The organism is Bacillus alkalisoli (assembly GCF_002797415.1).
Classification (GTDB): Bacteria; Bacillota; Bacilli; order Bacillales; family Bacillaceae_I; genus Bacillus_CD; species Bacillus_CD alkalisoli.
This window is the reverse complement of sequence record NZ_KZ454944.1, coordinates 2,793,385-2,811,069: the sequence shown is the minus strand read 5'-3', so window position 1 is coordinate 2,811,069 and position 17,685 is coordinate 2,793,385. Positions and strand designations below refer to the sequence as shown.

The 17,685-nt window shown below is 35.9% G+C and carries 15 protein-coding genes; 14 read left to right on the top strand and 1 reads right to left on the bottom strand.

Translation table 11 applies throughout. The features are described 5' to 3' along the window. The first annotated feature begins 46 nt into the window (after positions 1-46). From CDZ89_RS14000 to CDZ89_RS13990, 3 genes are all read left to right on the top strand, one after another. Positions 47-1,378, top strand: a complete 1,332-nt coding sequence (locus CDZ89_RS14000; RefSeq protein WP_096155063.1) for an O-acetylhomoserine aminocarboxypropyltransferase/cysteine synthase family protein — start codon at positions 47-49, stop codon at positions 1,376-1,378. Further along, positions 1,362-2,426 carry a homoserine O-acetyltransferase MetX gene (metX, locus tag CDZ89_RS13995; RefSeq protein WP_100333849.1) on the top strand — a complete coding sequence of 355 codons (1,065 nt, stop codon included), beginning with the start codon at positions 1,362-1,364 and terminating at the stop codon, positions 2,424-2,426. The genes CDZ89_RS14000 and metX overlap by 17 nt, the downstream gene beginning before the upstream one ends. A gap of 144 nt (positions 2,427-2,570) precedes the next feature. Continuing rightward, positions 2,571-3,791 carry a homoserine dehydrogenase gene (locus tag CDZ89_RS13990; RefSeq protein ID WP_100333848.1) on the top strand — a complete coding sequence of 407 codons (1,221 nt, stop codon included), beginning with the start codon at positions 2,571-2,573 and terminating at the stop codon, positions 3,789-3,791. A gap of 286 nt (positions 3,792-4,077) precedes the next feature. Here the strand turns inward: CDZ89_RS13990 and CDZ89_RS13985 are convergent, their stop codons facing one another. After that, entirely contained in the window at positions 4,078-4,464 is a 387-nt protein-coding gene (locus CDZ89_RS13985) for a hypothetical protein (protein WP_100333847.1), read from the bottom strand. Positions 4,465-4,795: 331 nt separating this feature from the next. On the opposite strand from CDZ89_RS13985, the gene CDZ89_RS13980 reads away from it, so the two are divergent. From CDZ89_RS13980 to CDZ89_RS13935, 11 genes are all read left to right on the top strand, one after another. Beyond that, entirely contained in the window at positions 4,796-6,136 is a 1,341-nt protein-coding gene (locus tag CDZ89_RS13980; protein ID WP_100333846.1) for a cytochrome ubiquinol oxidase subunit I, read from the top strand. Beyond that, the gene (locus CDZ89_RS13975) at positions 6,133-7,143 is read left to right on the top strand and encodes a cytochrome d ubiquinol oxidase subunit II (protein WP_096155058.1); all 1,011 of its coding nucleotides are present in this window, start codon (positions 6,133-6,135) and stop codon (positions 7,141-7,143) included. The genes CDZ89_RS13980 and CDZ89_RS13975 overlap by 4 nt, the downstream gene beginning before the upstream one ends. Before the next feature lie 19 nt (positions 7,144-7,162). After that, positions 7,163-7,264: a cytochrome bd oxidase small subunit CydS family protein gene (gene cydS / locus CDZ89_RS20545; RefSeq protein ID WP_406564898.1), complete on the top strand. Its 102-nt coding sequence runs from the start codon at positions 7,163-7,165 to the stop codon at positions 7,262-7,264. Between the two features lie 2 nt (positions 7,265-7,266). After that, positions 7,267-8,967 (top strand): thiol reductant ABC exporter subunit CydD, encoded by a 1,701-nt coding sequence (gene cydD, locus CDZ89_RS13970; RefSeq protein ID WP_100333845.1) that lies wholly within the window; start codon positions 7,267-7,269, stop codon positions 8,965-8,967. Positions 8,968-8,973: 6 nt separating this feature from the next. Further along, positions 8,974-10,692, top strand: a complete 1,719-nt coding sequence (gene cydC / locus CDZ89_RS13965; protein ID WP_100333844.1) for a thiol reductant ABC exporter subunit CydC — start codon at positions 8,974-8,976, stop codon at positions 10,690-10,692. Between the two features lie 92 nt (positions 10,693-10,784). Further along, positions 10,785-11,405, top strand: a complete 621-nt coding sequence (locus CDZ89_RS13960; RefSeq protein ID WP_100333843.1) for a YitT family protein — start codon at positions 10,785-10,787, stop codon at positions 11,403-11,405. Positions 11,406-12,227: 822 nt separating this feature from the next. Next, positions 12,228-12,977 (top strand): DeoR/GlpR family DNA-binding transcription regulator, encoded by a 750-nt coding sequence (locus tag CDZ89_RS13955; protein ID WP_096155054.1) that lies wholly within the window; start codon positions 12,228-12,230, stop codon positions 12,975-12,977. Further along, positions 12,974-13,885, top strand: coding sequence for a 1-phosphofructokinase (pfkB, locus tag CDZ89_RS13950; RefSeq protein ID WP_100333842.1), 912 nt, complete (start codon positions 12,974-12,976; stop codon positions 13,883-13,885). The genes CDZ89_RS13955 and pfkB overlap by 4 nt, the downstream gene beginning before the upstream one ends. A 15-nt stretch (positions 13,886-13,900) precedes the next feature. Beyond that, positions 13,901-15,769, top strand: a complete 1,869-nt coding sequence (locus tag CDZ89_RS13945) for a PTS fructose transporter subunit IIABC (RefSeq protein ID WP_100333841.1) — start codon at positions 13,901-13,903, stop codon at positions 15,767-15,769. A 209-nt stretch (positions 15,770-15,978) separates the two neighbouring features. Continuing rightward, the gene (locus CDZ89_RS13940; protein WP_100333840.1) at positions 15,979-16,902 is read left to right on the top strand and encodes a hypothetical protein; all 924 of its coding nucleotides are present in this window, start codon (positions 15,979-15,981) and stop codon (positions 16,900-16,902) included. 133 nt (positions 16,903-17,035) lie between these two features. Beyond that, positions 17,036-17,683 carry a DUF4129 domain-containing protein gene (locus CDZ89_RS13935; protein ID WP_100333839.1) on the top strand — a complete coding sequence of 216 codons (648 nt, stop codon included), beginning with the start codon at positions 17,036-17,038 and terminating at the stop codon, positions 17,681-17,683. Positions 17,684-17,685 lie beyond the last annotated feature (2 nt).

Below are 17,685 nucleotides of genomic sequence, written 5' to 3'. Positions count from 1 at the left end.
TCTTATGAAGCGGTTTTTTTATTTTATTTCTCAAGGAGGATAACTAATGACAAAAAATAATCAACCATTATCAAAAGAAACTTTATTATTACACGGAGGGCAACAACCTGATTCAACTACAGGTTCTCGTGCAGTACCTATCTACCAAACTACTTCTTATGTCTTTAACAATACAGAGCATGCACAAAACTTATTTGCTTTAAAAGAGTTCGGAAATATATACACCCGTATCGGCAATCCAACAGTAGATGTGTTAGAACAAAGGGTTGCTTTATTAGAAGGTGGAGTTGCAGCTGTAGCAACTAGTTCTGGAATGTCAGCCATTGCTTTTTCTATACTAAATATCGCACAAGCAGGAGACGAAATTATTGCCGATACAAACCTTTACGGAGGTACATATAATTTATTTGCCGTTACGCTTCCTAAATACGGAATTAACGTAAAATTTGTTGATGCAACAAATCCAGAAAACTTCCGAAGCGCTATTACGCCAAAAACGAAAGCCTTATTTGGAGAAATAATTGGGAATCCGAGCTTGAACGTTTTAGATGTAGAAGCGGTTGCAAAAATTGCTCATGAGAACAACATTCCACTCATTGTAGATAATACATTTGCGTCCCCATACAATTGTAATCCGATAAAACATGGAGCGGATATAGTTGTACACTCTGCAACAAAATGGATTGGTGGCCATGGAACAACAATTGGAGGCATTGTAGTGGATGGAGGAACATTTGATTGGAACAATTCGAAGTTTCCAGGTTTCACTGAGCCAGATGATAGTTATAACGGAATATGTTATGCCGAAACTTTTGGGAACGTAGCTTATGCAGTAAAACTGAGAGTGCAGTTACTTAGAGACATCGGTGCATGTTTAAGTCCACAAAACGCATTCTTATTATTACAAGGTCTTGAAACACTTCACTTAAGAGTGGAACGACATAATGAAAATGCAGAAAAACTAGCAAAATTTTTGAGTAGCCATTCTGGAGTTACTTGGGTCTCTTATCCGGGAATACAAAATCATCCATCACACCATTTAGCAAAAAAATACTTAACGAACGGCTATGGCTCCATTGTTATTTTTGGAATAAAAGGAGGACGTGAAGCGGGTCAAAAGCTAATTGATTCTATTAAACTATGGTCACATGTTGCAAACGTTGGGGACGCAAAGTCGTTAATTATTCATCCAGCATCCACCACACACCAACAGCTTAGCCAAGAAGATTTAAAGAAAACCGGAGTAACAGAAGACTTAATTCGTCTTTCTGTTGGAATTGAAGGAATTCACGATTTGGAAAATGATTTAGATCAAGCGCTTTTTGTTGCGACTAGTGAAACAGCGAGAGGAGCGGTTTCAGGTGACGTTACCGTATGAAAAACACTATGAAGTTAGTAAAGTCTCCATTGGAGATTTACAACTTGATTGCGGTGATATTTTGTCAAACGTCGAAGTTGCATACGAGCACGTTGGGAACTTAGAGGGAGAAGTTATTATTGTTTGCCATGCTTTATCAGGAAACCATTTATCAGTTGGATCAGAGAAAAAGCCTGGTTGGTGGAGTGGCTTTATTGGTGAAAACCTATATATCGATACAAATGAGTTTCAAATAATTACGATGAATGTCATTGGAGGTTGTGCTGGTTCTACTGGCCCAACTTCCATCAACTTAACTACGGGTGAAAAATTCAGAGCCACTTTCCCCAAAATTACGATTCGAGATATCGTTCGATCTCAATACAAGGCACTACAAAGGTTAGGTGTTTATAAAGTAAAAGCAATTGTAGGGGGCTCCCTCGGTGGAATGCAAGTTTTAGAATGGGGAATTTTGTATCCATATTTTGCTGAAAAACTTGTTCCAATGGCTGTTACTCCATTTTTTTCTGATTATGCTATTGCTTACAATCAAATTGCCCAAAAGACAATTAAGCTAGATCCTGCCTGGAAAAACGGAGAATATGAGGAAGAAGAAAGGTTACAAGGCTTAGAGATTGCAAGAATGGTTGGTCTTGTTACTTACCGTTCGGATGTTCTCTTTAATGAGCGATTTAGACGAGAGAAGAAAGAAAATACTCAATTCCAAGTAGATTCTTATTTGTCCTACCAAGGGAAAAAGTTTACGAGTAGGTTTGACGCAAACAGTTACTTAAGATTACTTGAAGTGATGAACGAGTTTGATATTGGAGAAGGAAGAAATGGCTGGAAAAATGCACTAAAAGAAATCAAATCGGAAGTATGCTTCGTTGCCTTTACAAACGACTTACTGTATACAAGTTCTGTGATAGAAGAGGCTGTAAATGAGGTTGAAAAAGGTCAATACACCTTAGTACAGACTACCTTTGGACACGATGGATTCTTAGTTGAATTCGAAAATTGGGCTGAGAAAATTAAAGAATTTGTGATAGAAAGATGCTATAAAGCTTAGTGATGAATTTTATTACAATTTTCTACTTTTTAGCTGTTGGTTGCCGTGCAAGACGGAGACTTTCGGCCCGCCCGCGGAAAGCGAAGACTTGCACGGCAATCAACAGCGGTCTATTACACAGCCAATAGGAAAGGAAGTGTTACATTGTCCACAATAAACGTGGCGTTACTCGGATTTGGAACAGTTGGAAAAGGTGTGTATAACACAATCGAGACACATCAGGTAAGGTTGCATCAAATTTATGGGAAACCAGTTAAAGTGGTTGCAATATTAGTAAAACATTTAAATAAGCATGTTTGTCCTTCTTCAGAAATCCTGCTAACTGACAATTTTAGTGAGATAGAACAAATCGATGACCTTCATATTGTAGTAGATGCAATCGTAGGAACAGAACCTGCTTTTTCGTATTGCAAAAGAGCTATTGAAAAAGGCTGCCATCTTGTTACTGCAAACAAAGAAATGTTTTCGCATTTCGGAGAAGAGTTAGTAAGACTTGCGACAAGTAAAAATGTTTCCGTTGGATTTGAAGCAACTGTTGCTGGGGGAGTTCCTGTCATTGGTGTCCTACGTCAACTATATCAAGTAAACAAGGTTGAACGGATTGAGGGTATATTAAATGGCACAACCAATTATATTTTGACAAAGATGAGAAAGGATAAAATATCTTTTGAGGAAGCTTTGAGGTTAGCGCAAGAAAAAGGATATGCAGAAGCAGATCCAACAAATGATGTGGAAGGCTATGATGCTTTTTATAAAGGAAAAATATTAAGTCAGCTAGTCTTTCATAAGAATCCTACAACGGTTGTTAGAAAAGGAATTTCTTCTATCACCTCGACTCAAATAGATATTGCAACTTCATTAAACTTGCGATTTAAACATGTTGTAACTTTGTTCCAAGAAAACAGTGAAGTTACACTTCTCGTAGAACCCATCTTAGTATCAGAATCGCACCCTTTTTATGCGACAGAAGGTGTACAAAATATAGTATCAATAGAATCAGATGTAACAGGGAAAGTACAATTTCAAGGACCGGGAGCTGGAATGTACCCTACAGCAAGTGCGGTTGTGGAAGATATAGCGAATATTAATAACGGGAAGTTTCAAACAATAAATACGTCTTTAATAGAAGAGACTAATTTTATAGAAGAGCGTTTTAGTTGGCTTGTTTTTTTCAATAAGAAGCCGAAAAATGTTCTTAATTTTGTAAATTATGTTCATCCTAATGCTCTATTAATAGAAGGGAATGAAGATGAAATAAATTTGGCTTTTGGGAATCAAGAAGTTGTTTATTATAAGGCTGATGTGAAAGGATATGACAAAATTAAATTATTTAGTGGTGGAACGTTTAATAGTATTGTAGGGTGAAACTGCAGTAAAACCTAATATATTTCAATCTTTCCAAATAAATAAAGGAATTTGAGGATATATTACGTTTTATCAAGATATCTCAAAGATTTCACGGATATTTCAAAAAATTTGCTGATAACGTAAAGAAATCAGCTCAATAAATTCACTACCAACCATTTTTCCTCGTATATTTACACATTCCCTTGGCAACAATAGTAATACGACCATCTGACCCAAGATGAGGTAAGAGCAATCCCTAGTGCCAACCGTACTGATGACGGTAGCGGGATTGCTCTTTTCCTTTTTAATGAAGATTTAAGCGTATCGTAACTCCATAAAGTCCCTCGCTATTGTAATCCAAATACCTTCCAGATAACCCAATATTCATCACTTCTAAATAGTAACCAAGTTCATACAATTTAGTTTCTTGTTGAAAAAATAATAACTTATATTCTGGTGCAGCGATGTTCCGAGTAGCAATAGATAGTGTTTCTGCACTATCCAGTTCTCTGATAAGCTTTCTAATTAAGGCAAGATCATCCAAATACGCAACATGTTCCATAGTGTCCCATTTTACAATCTCAATCAATGTTACATCTGTTTCTGGAGACATCAAACAAACTTGTTGTTGACATGCTACTAATGGAACAAAGAAAAGTAACAACAATAAACGTCTTGCCCATCTACGCATAAACTGACCTCCATTATATCTTCTCTATAGCATAAGTATATGACACAACTTCTGATTCTTTTCCTTAGAGACTTAGTAAATTAAGTTGGTTTTTTTATGTGTTTATTAAGGTATATGTATTAAGACGTTTCAACCATGAATTTGTTGCAGAAAGATTACTTTTTTCTAAAAATTCCATGAGAAATAGCACCTTTGTGCATTTATTCACAAAACCTTCACTTTTTTGTAACAGAATTGTTTTAAATGTGATGATTTTCACAAGCGAATAAGTTATACACTGTACATATAGTATTTTCATATGACTAAATGAGAAAGTATTGAGGTGGATTGAATGGAATCATCAGTTGAATTTAGCCGGTATTTAACAATGTTAACCCTCTCGGTACACGTGTTGTTTGCAACAGTTGGAGTAGGTGTGCCGATTTTGATCATGATTGCACATTGGCTCGGTTTAAAAAGAGATGATGAACATTATTTATTGATGGCAAAACGATGGGCGCGTGGATATGTCATAACTGTAGCGGTAGGGGTTGTAACTGGTACTGCTATAGCATTACAACTAGCGCTATTATGGCCACGTTTTATGGAATTTGCCGGTCAATTAGTTGCTCTACCATTATTTATGGAGACTTTTGCATTTTTCTTTGAAGCTATTTTCTTAGGAATTTATTTATACACATGGAACAGATTTAAAAACCCGAAGTATCACTTTTTCTTATTAGCTCCTGTTGTTTTAGGGGCAGCAATGTCAGCTCTGTTTATTACATCTGTAAATGCATTTATGAACACTCCGCAAGGATTTGCACTTGCTAATGGTGAGTTAACGAATATACAACCATTAGTGGCGATGTTTAATCCAGCAATGCCAACAAAGGTAGCGCACGTCTTAACGTCTGCGTATATGACATCCGCATTTGTCCTTGCTTCTATCGCAGCGTTCCACCTGTTACGTGGGAATAAACATGAGTACCACAGAAAAGGTCTTTCTCTTACGATGAAAGTGGGATTAATCTTTTGTATTGCGACAGCTTTAATTGGAGATTTGTCTGGAAAGTTTCTAGCAGAATATCAACCTGAAAAATTAGCAGCTGCAGAATGGCATTTTGAAACAGATGGAGAGGCACCGCTTGTTCTTTTTGGGATATTAACAGAAACAAATGAAGTAAAATATGCGATTAAAATCCCTTATGCATTAAGCTTCCTAGTACACAACAACTTTACTGGGGAAGTTATCGGGTTAAATGATATCCCTGAAGAATATCATCCACCATACGTTATCCATTATTTGTTTGATTTGATGGTATCGATAGGAATTGGGTTAACGCTTCTTTCCCTTTTATATGTAGTAGGTCTTAAACGTAATTGGAACCTGATAAAGTCGAAAGTATTTCGTATTATGTTAGTCGCATCAGGTCCATTGTCCATGTTAGCAATTCAAGCTGGTTGGTGGTTTACAGAAGTAGGTCGTCAACCGTGGATTATGAGAGGCTTTATGACAACGGCAGAAGGAGCAACAGACTCCCCATATGTTTGGGTAATGTTTATTGCCTTTGCCCTATTGTACTTTATTTTGTTGGTAGGTACAGCAGTTGTATTAACACGTATGTTTAGAAAAAATCCAGTGGAATTAGAGTTAGAAAAAGTACGTGAGAAAAGGAGTGTAGCCGTATGACAATTGAGATTCTAGGTATTTCCGTTTTATGGCTCTTTCTTTTCGGTTACGTTATCGTTGCATCAATTGATTTTGGAGCAGGCTTCTTTAATGCATCGACAATTGTAACGAAAAAAAATCATCTCGTTAACTCTGTTATTCAGCGTTACTTATCACCAGTTTGGGAGATTACGAATGTTTTTCTCGTGTTCTTTTTTGTGGGGATGATCGGATTTTTCCCAAAAACTGCTTATTACTTCGGTACAGTTTTATTAATACCGATTAGTATTTCTATCATACTTTTAGCGTTAAGAGGTAGCTATTATGCATTTGGCACGTATGGTACGAAGGGACATAAAGGATACACCCTTATGTATGGTGTGACTGGGGTTCTTATTCCGGCATCTTTAACAACTGCTTTAATTGTTTCACAAGGTGGATTTATCCGCGAAACAAGCTGGGGTGGGATTGAACTAGATTACGTCGCACTGTTCACAAGTCCGTTTGCCTGGTCTATTATTTTACTAAGTTTAGTAAGCGTCTTGTTTATTTCTGCAAGTTTCCTAGCTTACTATTCTTCCGTTGCAGAAGACGAAGGAGCACTTAAACTATTTAGAAAATACACATGGATATGGAGTTTCCCTACCATTATCACGGCATTAGGAATTATCATTGAGATGAGATGGCATAACTATTCACACTTTGAAGGCTTGCTTTCTTTATGGTGGGTATTTGCCTTATCGTTTGTATGTTTTGTCGCAAGTTTATGGTTATTGAAAAAAGCGTACTACGGAAGGTCGTTTATTTTCGTCGTATTGCAGTTTGCGTTTGCATTTTATGCGTATGGGGCTTCTCGCTACCCATATTTACTATATCCGTATTTAACAATCTATGATAGTTTTACAAACGAAACGATGGCGATGGCGCTAATAGTCGTCTTTATTTTAGGGCTTATGTTATTAATTCCTTCTTTGTATCTCGTATTTAAACTATTTATTATGAACAAACCTTATATTAAAAAAGGTTAAATTAAGGAGGAGAAGCACTATGCATAACTTTTTACTGTTTTATGCACCACTTCTTATTGTCGTGCTCGCGATGGCTCTTTCCTTTTTTGTCGCTACGAAAAGCACGAAGATTGAGGAATAGAAATGAAAAGATTACAAAGCTTGGCCCGTGCACAGAAGGGACTATATTATGGTCTATTTGGCCTTGCCGTTGTTTTAGGAATAGTTATCATCACGCAAAGTTATTTCATTGTTTCCATTGTGGATGATTTATTTTTAAATAAGCTTAGCTTTCAGCATGTTACCCCATTGTTAATTGCTTTGCTTATCGTACTGCTTTTAAGAGCTGTCATTTCTTACTTTATCGGACGTATCGGTAATGTGATGGCAGCGTTAGTAAAAGCTTCTTATCGAAAAAAGTTGTTAGAAGCATATTCTAATCAGACAATTTTAACTTCTTATAAAGGTCAATCAGGAAAAAAGGTTAGTGTGATGCTGGATGCTGTAGATGAATTGGATGGTTTTTTCAGTAAATATATACCGCAACAAATGATTACTACGATTGTATCCGTCATTATATTAGTTGCGGTTTTTTCTCAGCATGTATATTCAGGACTCATCATTTTATTTACAGCCCCATTTATTCCGTTATTTATGATAATTATTGGAAAAGCCACACAGCAAAAGTCAGAAGAAAAACTAGATAGTTTGTCTTCTTTTTCAGGTAGATTTTTAGATACAATTCAAGGGTTAGTGAGTTTAAAGCTGTATGGGCGAACAAAGCACTATCGAGATGTTATTCAATCTAGTAGCATTCATTTTCGCGATTCTACAATGAGGATATTAAAAGTTGCCTTCACTTCGTCCTTAATGCTCGAGTTCATCTCGATGTTAAGCATTGGTTTAGTAGCACTAGAACTTGGTTTGCGCCTAGTGGTCTATAACTCTATCAATTTCTTCACTGCATTCTTTATTCTTCAATTAGTTCCCGAGTTTTTTCATTTATTAAAAGAACTTGGTAGTGCGTTTCACGCCGGTAGAAGTAGTAATGGAGCGGCTAATAAAATAGAAGAAGCATTAGCAGAAGAAGATACTCGGGTTAGTTGGGGAGAAGAAAAGTTAGAAAAAGGGCCAATGTCTATTGAATTAGATAATGTTTCCTTTTCATACGGAAGTGAAAAATTCTCTTTACAACATATACAAGCCACTCTTCCAAGTAATGGGCTCGTAGCAATAGTAGGAAAGAGTGGTTCTGGAAAAACGACTTTGCTACATTGTTTAGCTGGGTTGCTAGACTGCCGAGAAGGAAGAGTTCTTCTAAATGGTGTAGATAGAAGTCTTTACAATGAAAAAGATTGGTTTGCTAATGTAAGTTACATTACACAGTCTCCATTTCTATTCTCTGGAACGGTAGCCGAAAATATCACACTAGGTCTGCAAGCAACAGGAGAAGAATTAGAAGAGGCTGCTAGGAAAGCGAATATATTAAACTTCATTCAATCCATGCCGAATGGATTTGAAACATATATTGGTGAAGGCGGAAGAGGATTATCTGGTGGGGAAAAACAAAGGATTGCTCTAGCACGTGCATTCTTAAAGAAACCATCCATTGTTTTATTTGACGAGCCAACTTCAGGACTTGATTTAAAAACAGAGAAGATCTTACAAAAGGCGATAGAGGAGTTAGCTCAAAAAGCAATCGTTATTGCCGTTGCACATCGATTACCGACTATAGTTGAGGCAGATCACGTCTTGTTTTTAGAAAAAGGAGTTATACAAGGTCAAGGTAAACATGAAGAATTACTTCATTCGTCCAAACCTTATCAGTTACTTTTCAGGAGGTGAAGCGTTGTGAAAGATTTAGGTAGTGTAGTAAAGGTAATTGTTAAAGAGAAACGGGATATATATTTATCTATTGTCTTTGGTTTTTTAGCAGGAATAACTGCGGTAGGACTATTTGCGGCGAACGGCTACTTAATTTCCCAAGCAGCGCTTCAGCCTCCTTTATACGTATTAATTGCAATGGTTGCTGTCGTGAAGATAGGAAGCATCGTTCGAGCAACAAGTAGATATGCGGAACGTTATTATTCACACCGTGCAACATTCACTATGTTAAGTGACTTAAGAGTTTTCTTTTACGAGAAATTAGAAAAATTGCCACCTGGCGTTTTAAGTAAATATAGAAGCGGTGATTTATTAGCGCGTATAGTTGGTGACGTAGAAAACTTACAAAATTTTTTCTTGCGTGTAGTTTATCCACCAATCTTAATGTTCCTAGTATTTTTAAGTACGATGTTATTTGTTAGTTTTTATTCGTGGCAAGTCGTAGTTTTATTATTTGTAGGATTATTGTTAACTGGCTTTCTTATTCCAATCCTATTTGCTAAAAAGCAACGGACTATTAGTAATCATATTTTAGAAGAGAGAGCGAAGTTTTCTACAGAAGTAACGGAATGGTTTCAAGGGTTTAGGGAATTAACGATTCACCAAAACATAGAGATTAAAGGTGAAAAATTAACGGACCAATATAAAGGCTATATAAATGAGCAAAGAAAATCGAATGACCAAGCCAATCTAAACCATTCCATTAATTTAGCTACATCTTTTATTATATTTTGGGCTGTATTAGGATTAGGAGGATACTTGGTAGCAACTAGTCAACTTGACGGAGTCCTTTTAGCAATGATTGTCATGATTAGTTTAACGGTATTTGACCATTCGACTCCGATGGCTACTTTTCCTATATATTATGAAGAAAGTGAACGTGCTGCAGGACGATTACATTCCGTGATAAGTGAAGCTAAAGTAACTGGAGATGTTGTGGGGGAAAAACTTTCTTTCTTTAATAGTGCACCTTCTATTGAGTGGAAGAATGTGAGTGTACAATTTCCTGAACAATTTCGTGAAGTAGTGTCGGAAGTTAGTTTAACAATACGAGAGGGCACTAAAACAGCTATCGTTGGAGCGAGTGGTTCGGGGAAATCTACACTACTTCATGTGCTTTTAAAGCTACAGGAAACGAAAAGTGGCGAAGTTTGTATAGATGGAGTTCCCATTGCTGAGAAAGGTAATGATTTTATCTGGTCTAACAGTAGAGTAGTTTTGCAGGAAAACCATTTCTTTTATGGAACAATAAAGGAAAACTTGTTGTTAAAAGAAGATCTCTCAGATGATGAAGTTCAACGTGTATTAAAGGAAGTAGAATTACATCATTTCACTCCAAATGATATTGTCTTAGAAAAAGGAGAAAACTTATCTGGAGGAGAAAAGCAAAGGTTAGCTGGTGCGAGGGCTATTCTTAAACAAGGGAGACTTTGGTTATTAGATGAACCAACTTCCTCTTTAGATAGCTGGACGGAGCAGAAGTTGTATGATGCTTTATTACAATATGCTAAGGAAGATACGGTAGTGATAGTTAGCCATCGCTTAACAGGTCTCGAGAAAATGGATCAAATTGTTGTGATGGAAGAAGGAAAAGTAATCGAAGTGGGAACTTTTAAAGAACTAATGGACAAAAAAGGTTATTTTTATGAACTAAAGATGCTAGAAATGAATGTGCTAGAAATGTAAGAAAAAAGAGAAGGTAAGTTTGACTACCTTCTCTTTTTGATGTCTGTTATGCTATTTAATAGAAAATAGCTTGAATACTAGGAGATTCATGAATGAAAAAACTACATAAATTAATTATATTAACAATAGGAAGTACCGTTCAAGGCTTAGCGATGGCTTTCTTTTTGTTTCCTCATTTTATTCCATCTGGCGGTGCAGCAGGTTTTGCTGTTATCTTCAACCATGTATGGGAAGTTCCTTTTGCATGGACAATATGGTGTCTAAATGCAATTCTATTATTAATGGCAATAAAATGGTTAGGACTTGGAAGTGCGTCCTGGACAATGTTTTGTGTCTCTGTTACAGCAATCACAATTAACGTGGTTTCAATTGAAACTCTAAGTCCATTAAACTATGTGATAGTTGACCTAATTTTAGGTGCAGTATTCTTTGGAATAGGGCTAGGGATTTTATTTAGATTTGGGGCTTCTTCTGGTGGAATTGATATTTTAGCTTTAATTATATGCAAAATAAGAAATTCAAAGCCAGGTAAAACACTATTTTATATAAATGGTACAATCCTTCTAGCGACGGGGCTACTGATGGATTGGAAAATTATTTTATATGCGATTATTAGTCAATTTATAGCTACGAGAGTAGTAGATATCGTAGTACAATTTCGGTTCAAACTATATAACCGTGTTTTAGCTAAAAGGGTTGGGGCAAAAACCTAATGAAGTTCATCTAGTTTCAAAAATCTATCGAAGTTGAACTTCATAAGGTTGATAAAGTTCATCTGGCTTCAAAAATTTATCATAATTGAACTTCATAAGGTCGACGAAGTTCATCTGGCCTCAAAAATCTATCATAGTTGAACTTCATAAGGCCGATGAAGTTCATCTGGCATAAAAAATCTAACGTAGTTGAACTTCATAAGGCCGATGAAGTTCATCAGGCATAAAAAAATTATCGTAGTTGAACTTCATAAGGCCGATGAAGTTCATCTGGCATAAAAAAATTATCGTAGTTGAACTTCATAAGGTCGATGAAGTTCATCAGGCATAAAAAAATTATCGTAGTTGAACTTCATAAGGCCAATGAAGTTCATGTAGCCTCAAAAAATTATCGAGGTTGAACTTCATAAGGCTGATGAAGTTCAGCATGCCAAAAAAATTTGTTGAAGAAGTTACACTTCATCAACATTTAGTGAGTGTAAAGATTAAAAAGCTTTGAAACGTCCGGTTGTTTTAAATGGAAGAGGCCACTAGATCAATATTATTGATCTAGTGGCCTCTTTTTAGTTATTTTTCGTTTGTTTTTTCTTCATTGAACATTCTCCACTCAAACCAATTTTCAACTATGTAGAAATTCCAAGCAAAGTCTTCGTGTTATAACCTAAAAGTTACAAATAATCACTAAAAGTAAGAGTGATTAATGATAGTTTGTGATTGTTTTTGATTGAAAATGAAATATATTGATTGATTTTGATTGATTTTTGTAAAGGTTTACATTACAATAAAAGTAAGCACTACAAAACAATACAAAAAGGTGATTATATGCTAACGCCAGAAAGACAAAAAAAGATATTAGATTTAATTCAACATAAAAATGTTGTAAAAATACAAGAATTAACAGAAGAAACAGGCGCTTCTGAATCTACGATTAGAAGAGATCTAAGTCAATTAGAAGAAGAAAATAAACTAAAACGTGTTCATGGTGGTGCGGCGAAGCTTCATCAAAAAGGTGAAGAACCGACACTATTAGAAAAATCATCCCGGAATTTAGAGGCGAAACAACTTATTGCCAAAAAAGCGGCAGAGTTTGTAAGCGAAGGAGATTGTATTTTTCTTGACGCTGGATCCACGACATATCATATCATCCCACATTTAACACAAAAAAATATCACGGTTGTAACGAATGGGTATGACCATATTCAGTTATTAATGGATAAAGGTATCCCTACTTATATTGTCGGCGGTTTTATGAAAAATAAAACTGGAGCAATTATTGGAAGTAAAGCTAGTCAAAGTTTACAGCTGTACAATTTTGATAAGGCTTTCATCGGAGCAAATGGTGTGCATTTAAAGGCAGGGTACACAACCCCAGACCCAGAAGAAGCTCATTTGAAAAACTTAGCCATTAAATTGGCTCAACAGTCTTTCGTAGTGGCAGACGAAACGAAAATAAATGAAGTTACATTTGCTAAGATCATTAATTTGGAAGAAGCCACATTAATTACTAGCAATATAGAAGATGAAGTTTACAAAGCATTTTCAGAAAAAACAACATTGGTGGTGGCAACATGATATATACAGTAACGTTAAATCCATCCATTGACTATGTGATGAAGGTAGATTTATTTCAAGAGGGTACAGTGAACAGAGCACAAGAAGTAATGTACTATCCAGGTGGAAAAGGTATCAATGTATCTCGCGTATTAACACGTCTAGGTGTACCAAATACAGCATTAGGATTTACCGCTGGTTTTACAGGTGAATTTATTAAAGAAAAAATGCTTGAAGAAGATATTAAAGAACGATTTGTAGAAGTGGCTGGCAAAACTCGCATTAACGTGAAGTTAAAAGCAGAAAGCGAAACAGAGATAAATGGAGCTGGTCCGATAGTAAATGAAGAAGGAATGGAACTGTTCCTACGTCAGTTTGCTAGGATTACAGAAGGTGATGTAGTTGTTTTAGCAGGTAGCATTCCTGAAACAATGAAATCCACAATGTATGTAGACTTAATAAAGAAGTGCGCATTAAAAAACGTAAAAGTTGTCGTTGATACTGGTGGAAAAACGCTAAAAAATATATTAGCTTATAAACCATTTTTAATTAAGCCAAACCATCATGAATTAGGAGATTTGTTTGGAGTAGAAATTAAAGATAGGAAAGAAGCAATAATGTACGCGGCGAAGATTCATGAGCAAGGTGTCGAGAACATTATCGTTTCCTTAGCTGGAGATGGTGCACTACTTTATTCAAGTGAAGGAGTGTACGTAGCAAAAGCACCAAAAGGAGAAGTGAAGAACTCTGTTGGCGCAGGTGATTCGTTAGTAGCAGGATTTTTAGCAGGATATTCTATTAGTGGAAATGTTAAAGAAGCATTACAGTATGGAGTTGCTGCAGGAAGCGCTACTGCTTTTTCAAATGATTTATGCCAAAAATTCCAAGTGCAAAGTTTACTAGAAAAAATAAATATAGAAGTTGTATAAAAAGGAGGATTATCAATGAAAATCACTGATTTATTAACAGAACAAACGGTCAAATTAGAACTAAGTTCAATTTCAAAAAGTAATGTGATTCAAGAGTTAGTGAATACGTTAGATTCTGCTGGGAAATTAGAAGATAAGCGAAAATTTGAAGAAGCAATTTTGGCTCGTGAGGCTCAAAGTACTACTGGTATTGGAGAAGGTATAGCTATTCCGCATGCTAAAACAAACGCTGTTAAAACTCCGGCAATTGCTTTTGGACGCTCCAAGCAGGGAGTAGACTATGAAGCGTTAGATGGCCAACCAAGTCACTTATTTTTTATGATAGCAGCGAGTGAAGGAGCTAATAATGCTCATTTAGAGACACTATCTAGACTATCATCTATGTTAATGGATGTAGATTTTCGCAACAAGTTAGTAAGAGCTACTTCTAAAAGCGAGATTATTAATTTAATAGATTATAAGGAAAAAGAATTATTCCAAGAAGAAGTTGTAGAGGTAAATGTAACCTCAACTGGAATAATCTTAGCTGTTACTGCTTGTCCTACAGGTATCGCTCATACTTATATGGCTGCAGATGCTCTGAAAAATAAAGCAAAAGAATTAGGATTTACTGTTAAGGTGGAAACAAATGGTTCAAGTGGTGTGAAAAATGAATTAACAGCAGAAGACATAGACTCAGCTGTAGGAATTATTGTGGCAGCAGATAAACATGTCGATATGGAACGTTTTCATGGAAAGAGAATTATTCAAGTTCCAGTAGCACAAGCCATTAGAAAACCAGAAGAACTTTTAGTCAAGGCTAGCAAGGGAGATGGTACAGTTTATACTGGTACTGATAAATCATCTGCAAAAACAGAAGGGGTAAAAGAACGTTCAGGATTTTATAAACATCTGATGAATGGTGTTTCTAACATGCTTCCATTTGTTGTTGGTGGAGGAATATTAATCGCGATATCTTTTATGTTTGGAATTGAAGCATTTGATCCAAGTCATCCTGATTATCATTGGTTTGCTGAAGCGTTAATGACCATTGGTGGTGGAAATGCGTTTGGGCTAATGATACCTGTGTTAGCAGGATTTATCGCTTTGAGTATTGCTGATCGCCCTGGACTTGCAGCAGGTATGGTTGGAGGATTAATTGCCGCAACTGGTGAAGCAGGATTTTTAGGTGGTATTATTGCAGGATTCTTAGCAGGATATATTGTTCTTGGTTTGAAATATGCCTTAAAAGGACTTCCAGCATCATTAGAAGGAATAAAGCCAGTATTACTATATCCTTTATTTGGAATTTTTATTACAGGAATGATGATGCTATGGCTTGTTACACCATTAAAAGCATTTAATAATGGATTAACATCTTGGTTAGGTGGACTTGGTTCTGGTAACTTAGTGTTTTTAGGATTGCTTTTAGGAGCGATGATGGCAATTGATATGGGTGGACCAATTAATAAAGCAGCATTTACATTCGGAATCGCGATGATTGATGCAGGAAACTTCGCTCCACATGCAGCGATTATGGCAGCAGGTATGGTTCCACCACTAGGGTTAGCATTAGCAACGACATTATTTAAGAAGAAATTCAATAAACAAGAGCGTGAAGCAGGTAAAACATGTTACGTAATGGGGGCAACGTTTATAACAGAAGGTGCGATTCCGTTTGCAGCTGCAGATCCATTACGTGTTATACCTTCCCTTGTTGTAGGGTCAGCTGTTTCAGGTGCACTAGTTATGTTATTCGGTATTGGATTACCAGCACCTCACGGAGGAATATTCGTTATTCCAATCGTTACTGGTAGCATAGCACTATACGTGTTAGCAATTGCAATCGGTACAGTAATTACAGCATTAATGGTAGGTTTACTAAAAAAACAAGCAACAGCATAAACATCTTGGAGAAGAGTCTCTCACTTTGACTCTTCTCCTTTTTGTATTTCAATCATATTACAAGTGCCAGGCACCTGAAATGAATTTGTAATAATTTGAAAGTTTATGAAATTTTTACACTACTTTTTTCTATTTGATGGTACAATAATAGGATATTAATATAGCAATATATTACATATTTGAATTATGTGAAAAGGGGACGGTATATTGTGATTAGTAAGTTAAATAGGCCGAAGCGATTTGGTGAAATTTTGGATGTAACTTTTAAGTTAAGTAAAAGCCATTTTAAAGTATTTTTCTTTGTTTCTTTACTGTTTTTCGGACCATTCTTCTTGATTAAAGCTTTAGCAAGATTGTCTACTGGAACAAGCTTCATACGTGAAGTTGGTGTAGGGGAAGGTTGGCTAGACCGTATTTTATCTTCATTTGGAGAAGATATGATGTCGGATGAAGTAGTTCCGTTAACTGGAGCTGACGTATTAATAGGATTCGTTGATTTTATTTCATTAATCATTTATCCATTATTATATGCAGCTATACTTTTAGGAATAAATCACCTTCGTAAAAATGAGAACTTTACATTTGGAACAGTAGTAAAAGGAGCATTTTCACGCTTTTGGGCAATTCTTGGGAGTAGTATTCTTTATGGTCTTATAACAGGGGGGCTCATAACAGTTGCTGTTATTGGAATTTTTATGATTACATTCTCTGCATTTATGATGGGGCCAGTAGCTAGCATCATTTTTACATTTATTATTTTTCTAGCTGCAGCAATCCCAATCTTCTATCTATTAACTAGATGGAGTTTCTATATCGGATCCGTTGTTATTGATTATGAATCTCCTGGTTTAACGAGAAGCTGGAACTTAACTAGAGGTAGAGTTTGGAATATTATTGGTCTGTATATTATCTTTACCTTAATCATTCTTGCCATTGGATTTGCAGTAGAGATAGCGTTTGGCGCATTACTTGGTAACAGTGTGTTATTTACATTAATTCAAGATGTTCTAACTGCGTTTACGACGATGATATTCGGTATTGGATTTGCAGTAGTCTTCTTCGATTTAAAGATTCGTCATGATGGCGATGATTTAAAAGATATGATCGAAGAATATAATAGTAAAACTGTTTAAATTTCATCAAAACTAAGATCTTATTGAATGAAATAACATAAAAGCGGGCCCCTTCCAATAAGAAGGAAAGCCCGCTTCATTCCGTTAATTAACTAAGCAAAAAACAGTCCTACATAAAGTTAGGTGATATGAAATGAAACAAACAAATGAAGTGCGAAATGAACTAGAAAAAATAGTAAGCGAACAAGAATATCAAGCATACTATAACCAAACATTTCTTGAAAAAATGTGGGCGAGAATTCAAGAGTGGATAAATGAAATGCTAGCCTCTGTTTTTGGAAATATGGGGGCAACAGGTCTCTCCTCAACACTATTTATCTACTTCCTTATTATTATATTAATAATAGTAGCAATCATTGTGTTAGTTTATATGAATCCATCCTTTAGTAGAAGAAGTAAGGCAGGAAAAAATGCTCCAGTTTACTCTTCACACGAATTAGAATGGACGTCAGAAATGCATTTAGCAGAAGCAAAACGTCAAGAAGAAAATATGCACTATACAAAAGCGACTCGTCATTCCTTTTTAGCTATTCTATTATTTTTCCATGAGCAAGAATGGCTCAAGGCGAAAATTTGGAAAACAAACTGGGAGTATTATGAGGAGTTATTAAAAGTTAACCGTGATGCTGCGACATTTTTTAAGGAAATGGTCCTTCTGTTTGATGAAGCAACATACGGTGAACGAAGAATTAAGCCAGAAGAATATGAACCTTTTGCAAAAGAAGTGGCAAGTTGGCTAGAAAAAAATATGCACAATAAAGAAGACGGAAAGGAGTCATAACA

Coding starts and splice junctions, on each gene's coding strand:
- CDZ89_RS13980 (WP_100333846.1), top strand. CDS start 4,796: ATGGAATCATCAGTTGAATTTAGCCGGTATTTAACAATGTTAACCCTC.
- CDZ89_RS13945 (WP_100333841.1), top strand. CDS start 13,901: ATGAAAATCACTGATTTATTAACAGAACAAACGGTCAAATTAGAACTA.
- CDZ89_RS13935 (WP_100333839.1), top strand. CDS start 17,036: ATGAAACAAACAAATGAAGTGCGAAATGAACTAGAAAAAATAGTAAGC.
- cydS (WP_406564898.1), top strand. CDS start 7,163: ATGCATAACTTTTTACTGTTTTATGCACCACTTCTTATTGTCGTGCTC.
- cydD (WP_100333845.1), top strand. CDS start 7,267: ATGAAAAGATTACAAAGCTTGGCCCGTGCACAGAAGGGACTATATTAT.
- CDZ89_RS13955 (WP_096155054.1), top strand. CDS start 12,228: ATGCTAACGCCAGAAAGACAAAAAAAGATATTAGATTTAATTCAACAT.
- CDZ89_RS14000 (WP_096155063.1), top strand. CDS start 47: ATGACAAAAAATAATCAACCATTATCAAAAGAAACTTTATTATTACAC.
- pfkB (WP_100333842.1), top strand. CDS start 12,974: ATGATATATACAGTAACGTTAAATCCATCCATTGACTATGTGATGAAG.
- CDZ89_RS13975 (WP_096155058.1), top strand. CDS start 6,133: ATGACAATTGAGATTCTAGGTATTTCCGTTTTATGGCTCTTTCTTTTC.
- CDZ89_RS13985 (WP_100333847.1), bottom strand. CDS start 4,464: ATGCGTAGATGGGCAAGACGTTTATTGTTGTTACTTTTCTTTGTTCCA.
- CDZ89_RS13960 (WP_100333843.1), top strand. CDS start 10,785: ATGAAAAAACTACATAAATTAATTATATTAACAATAGGAAGTACCGTT.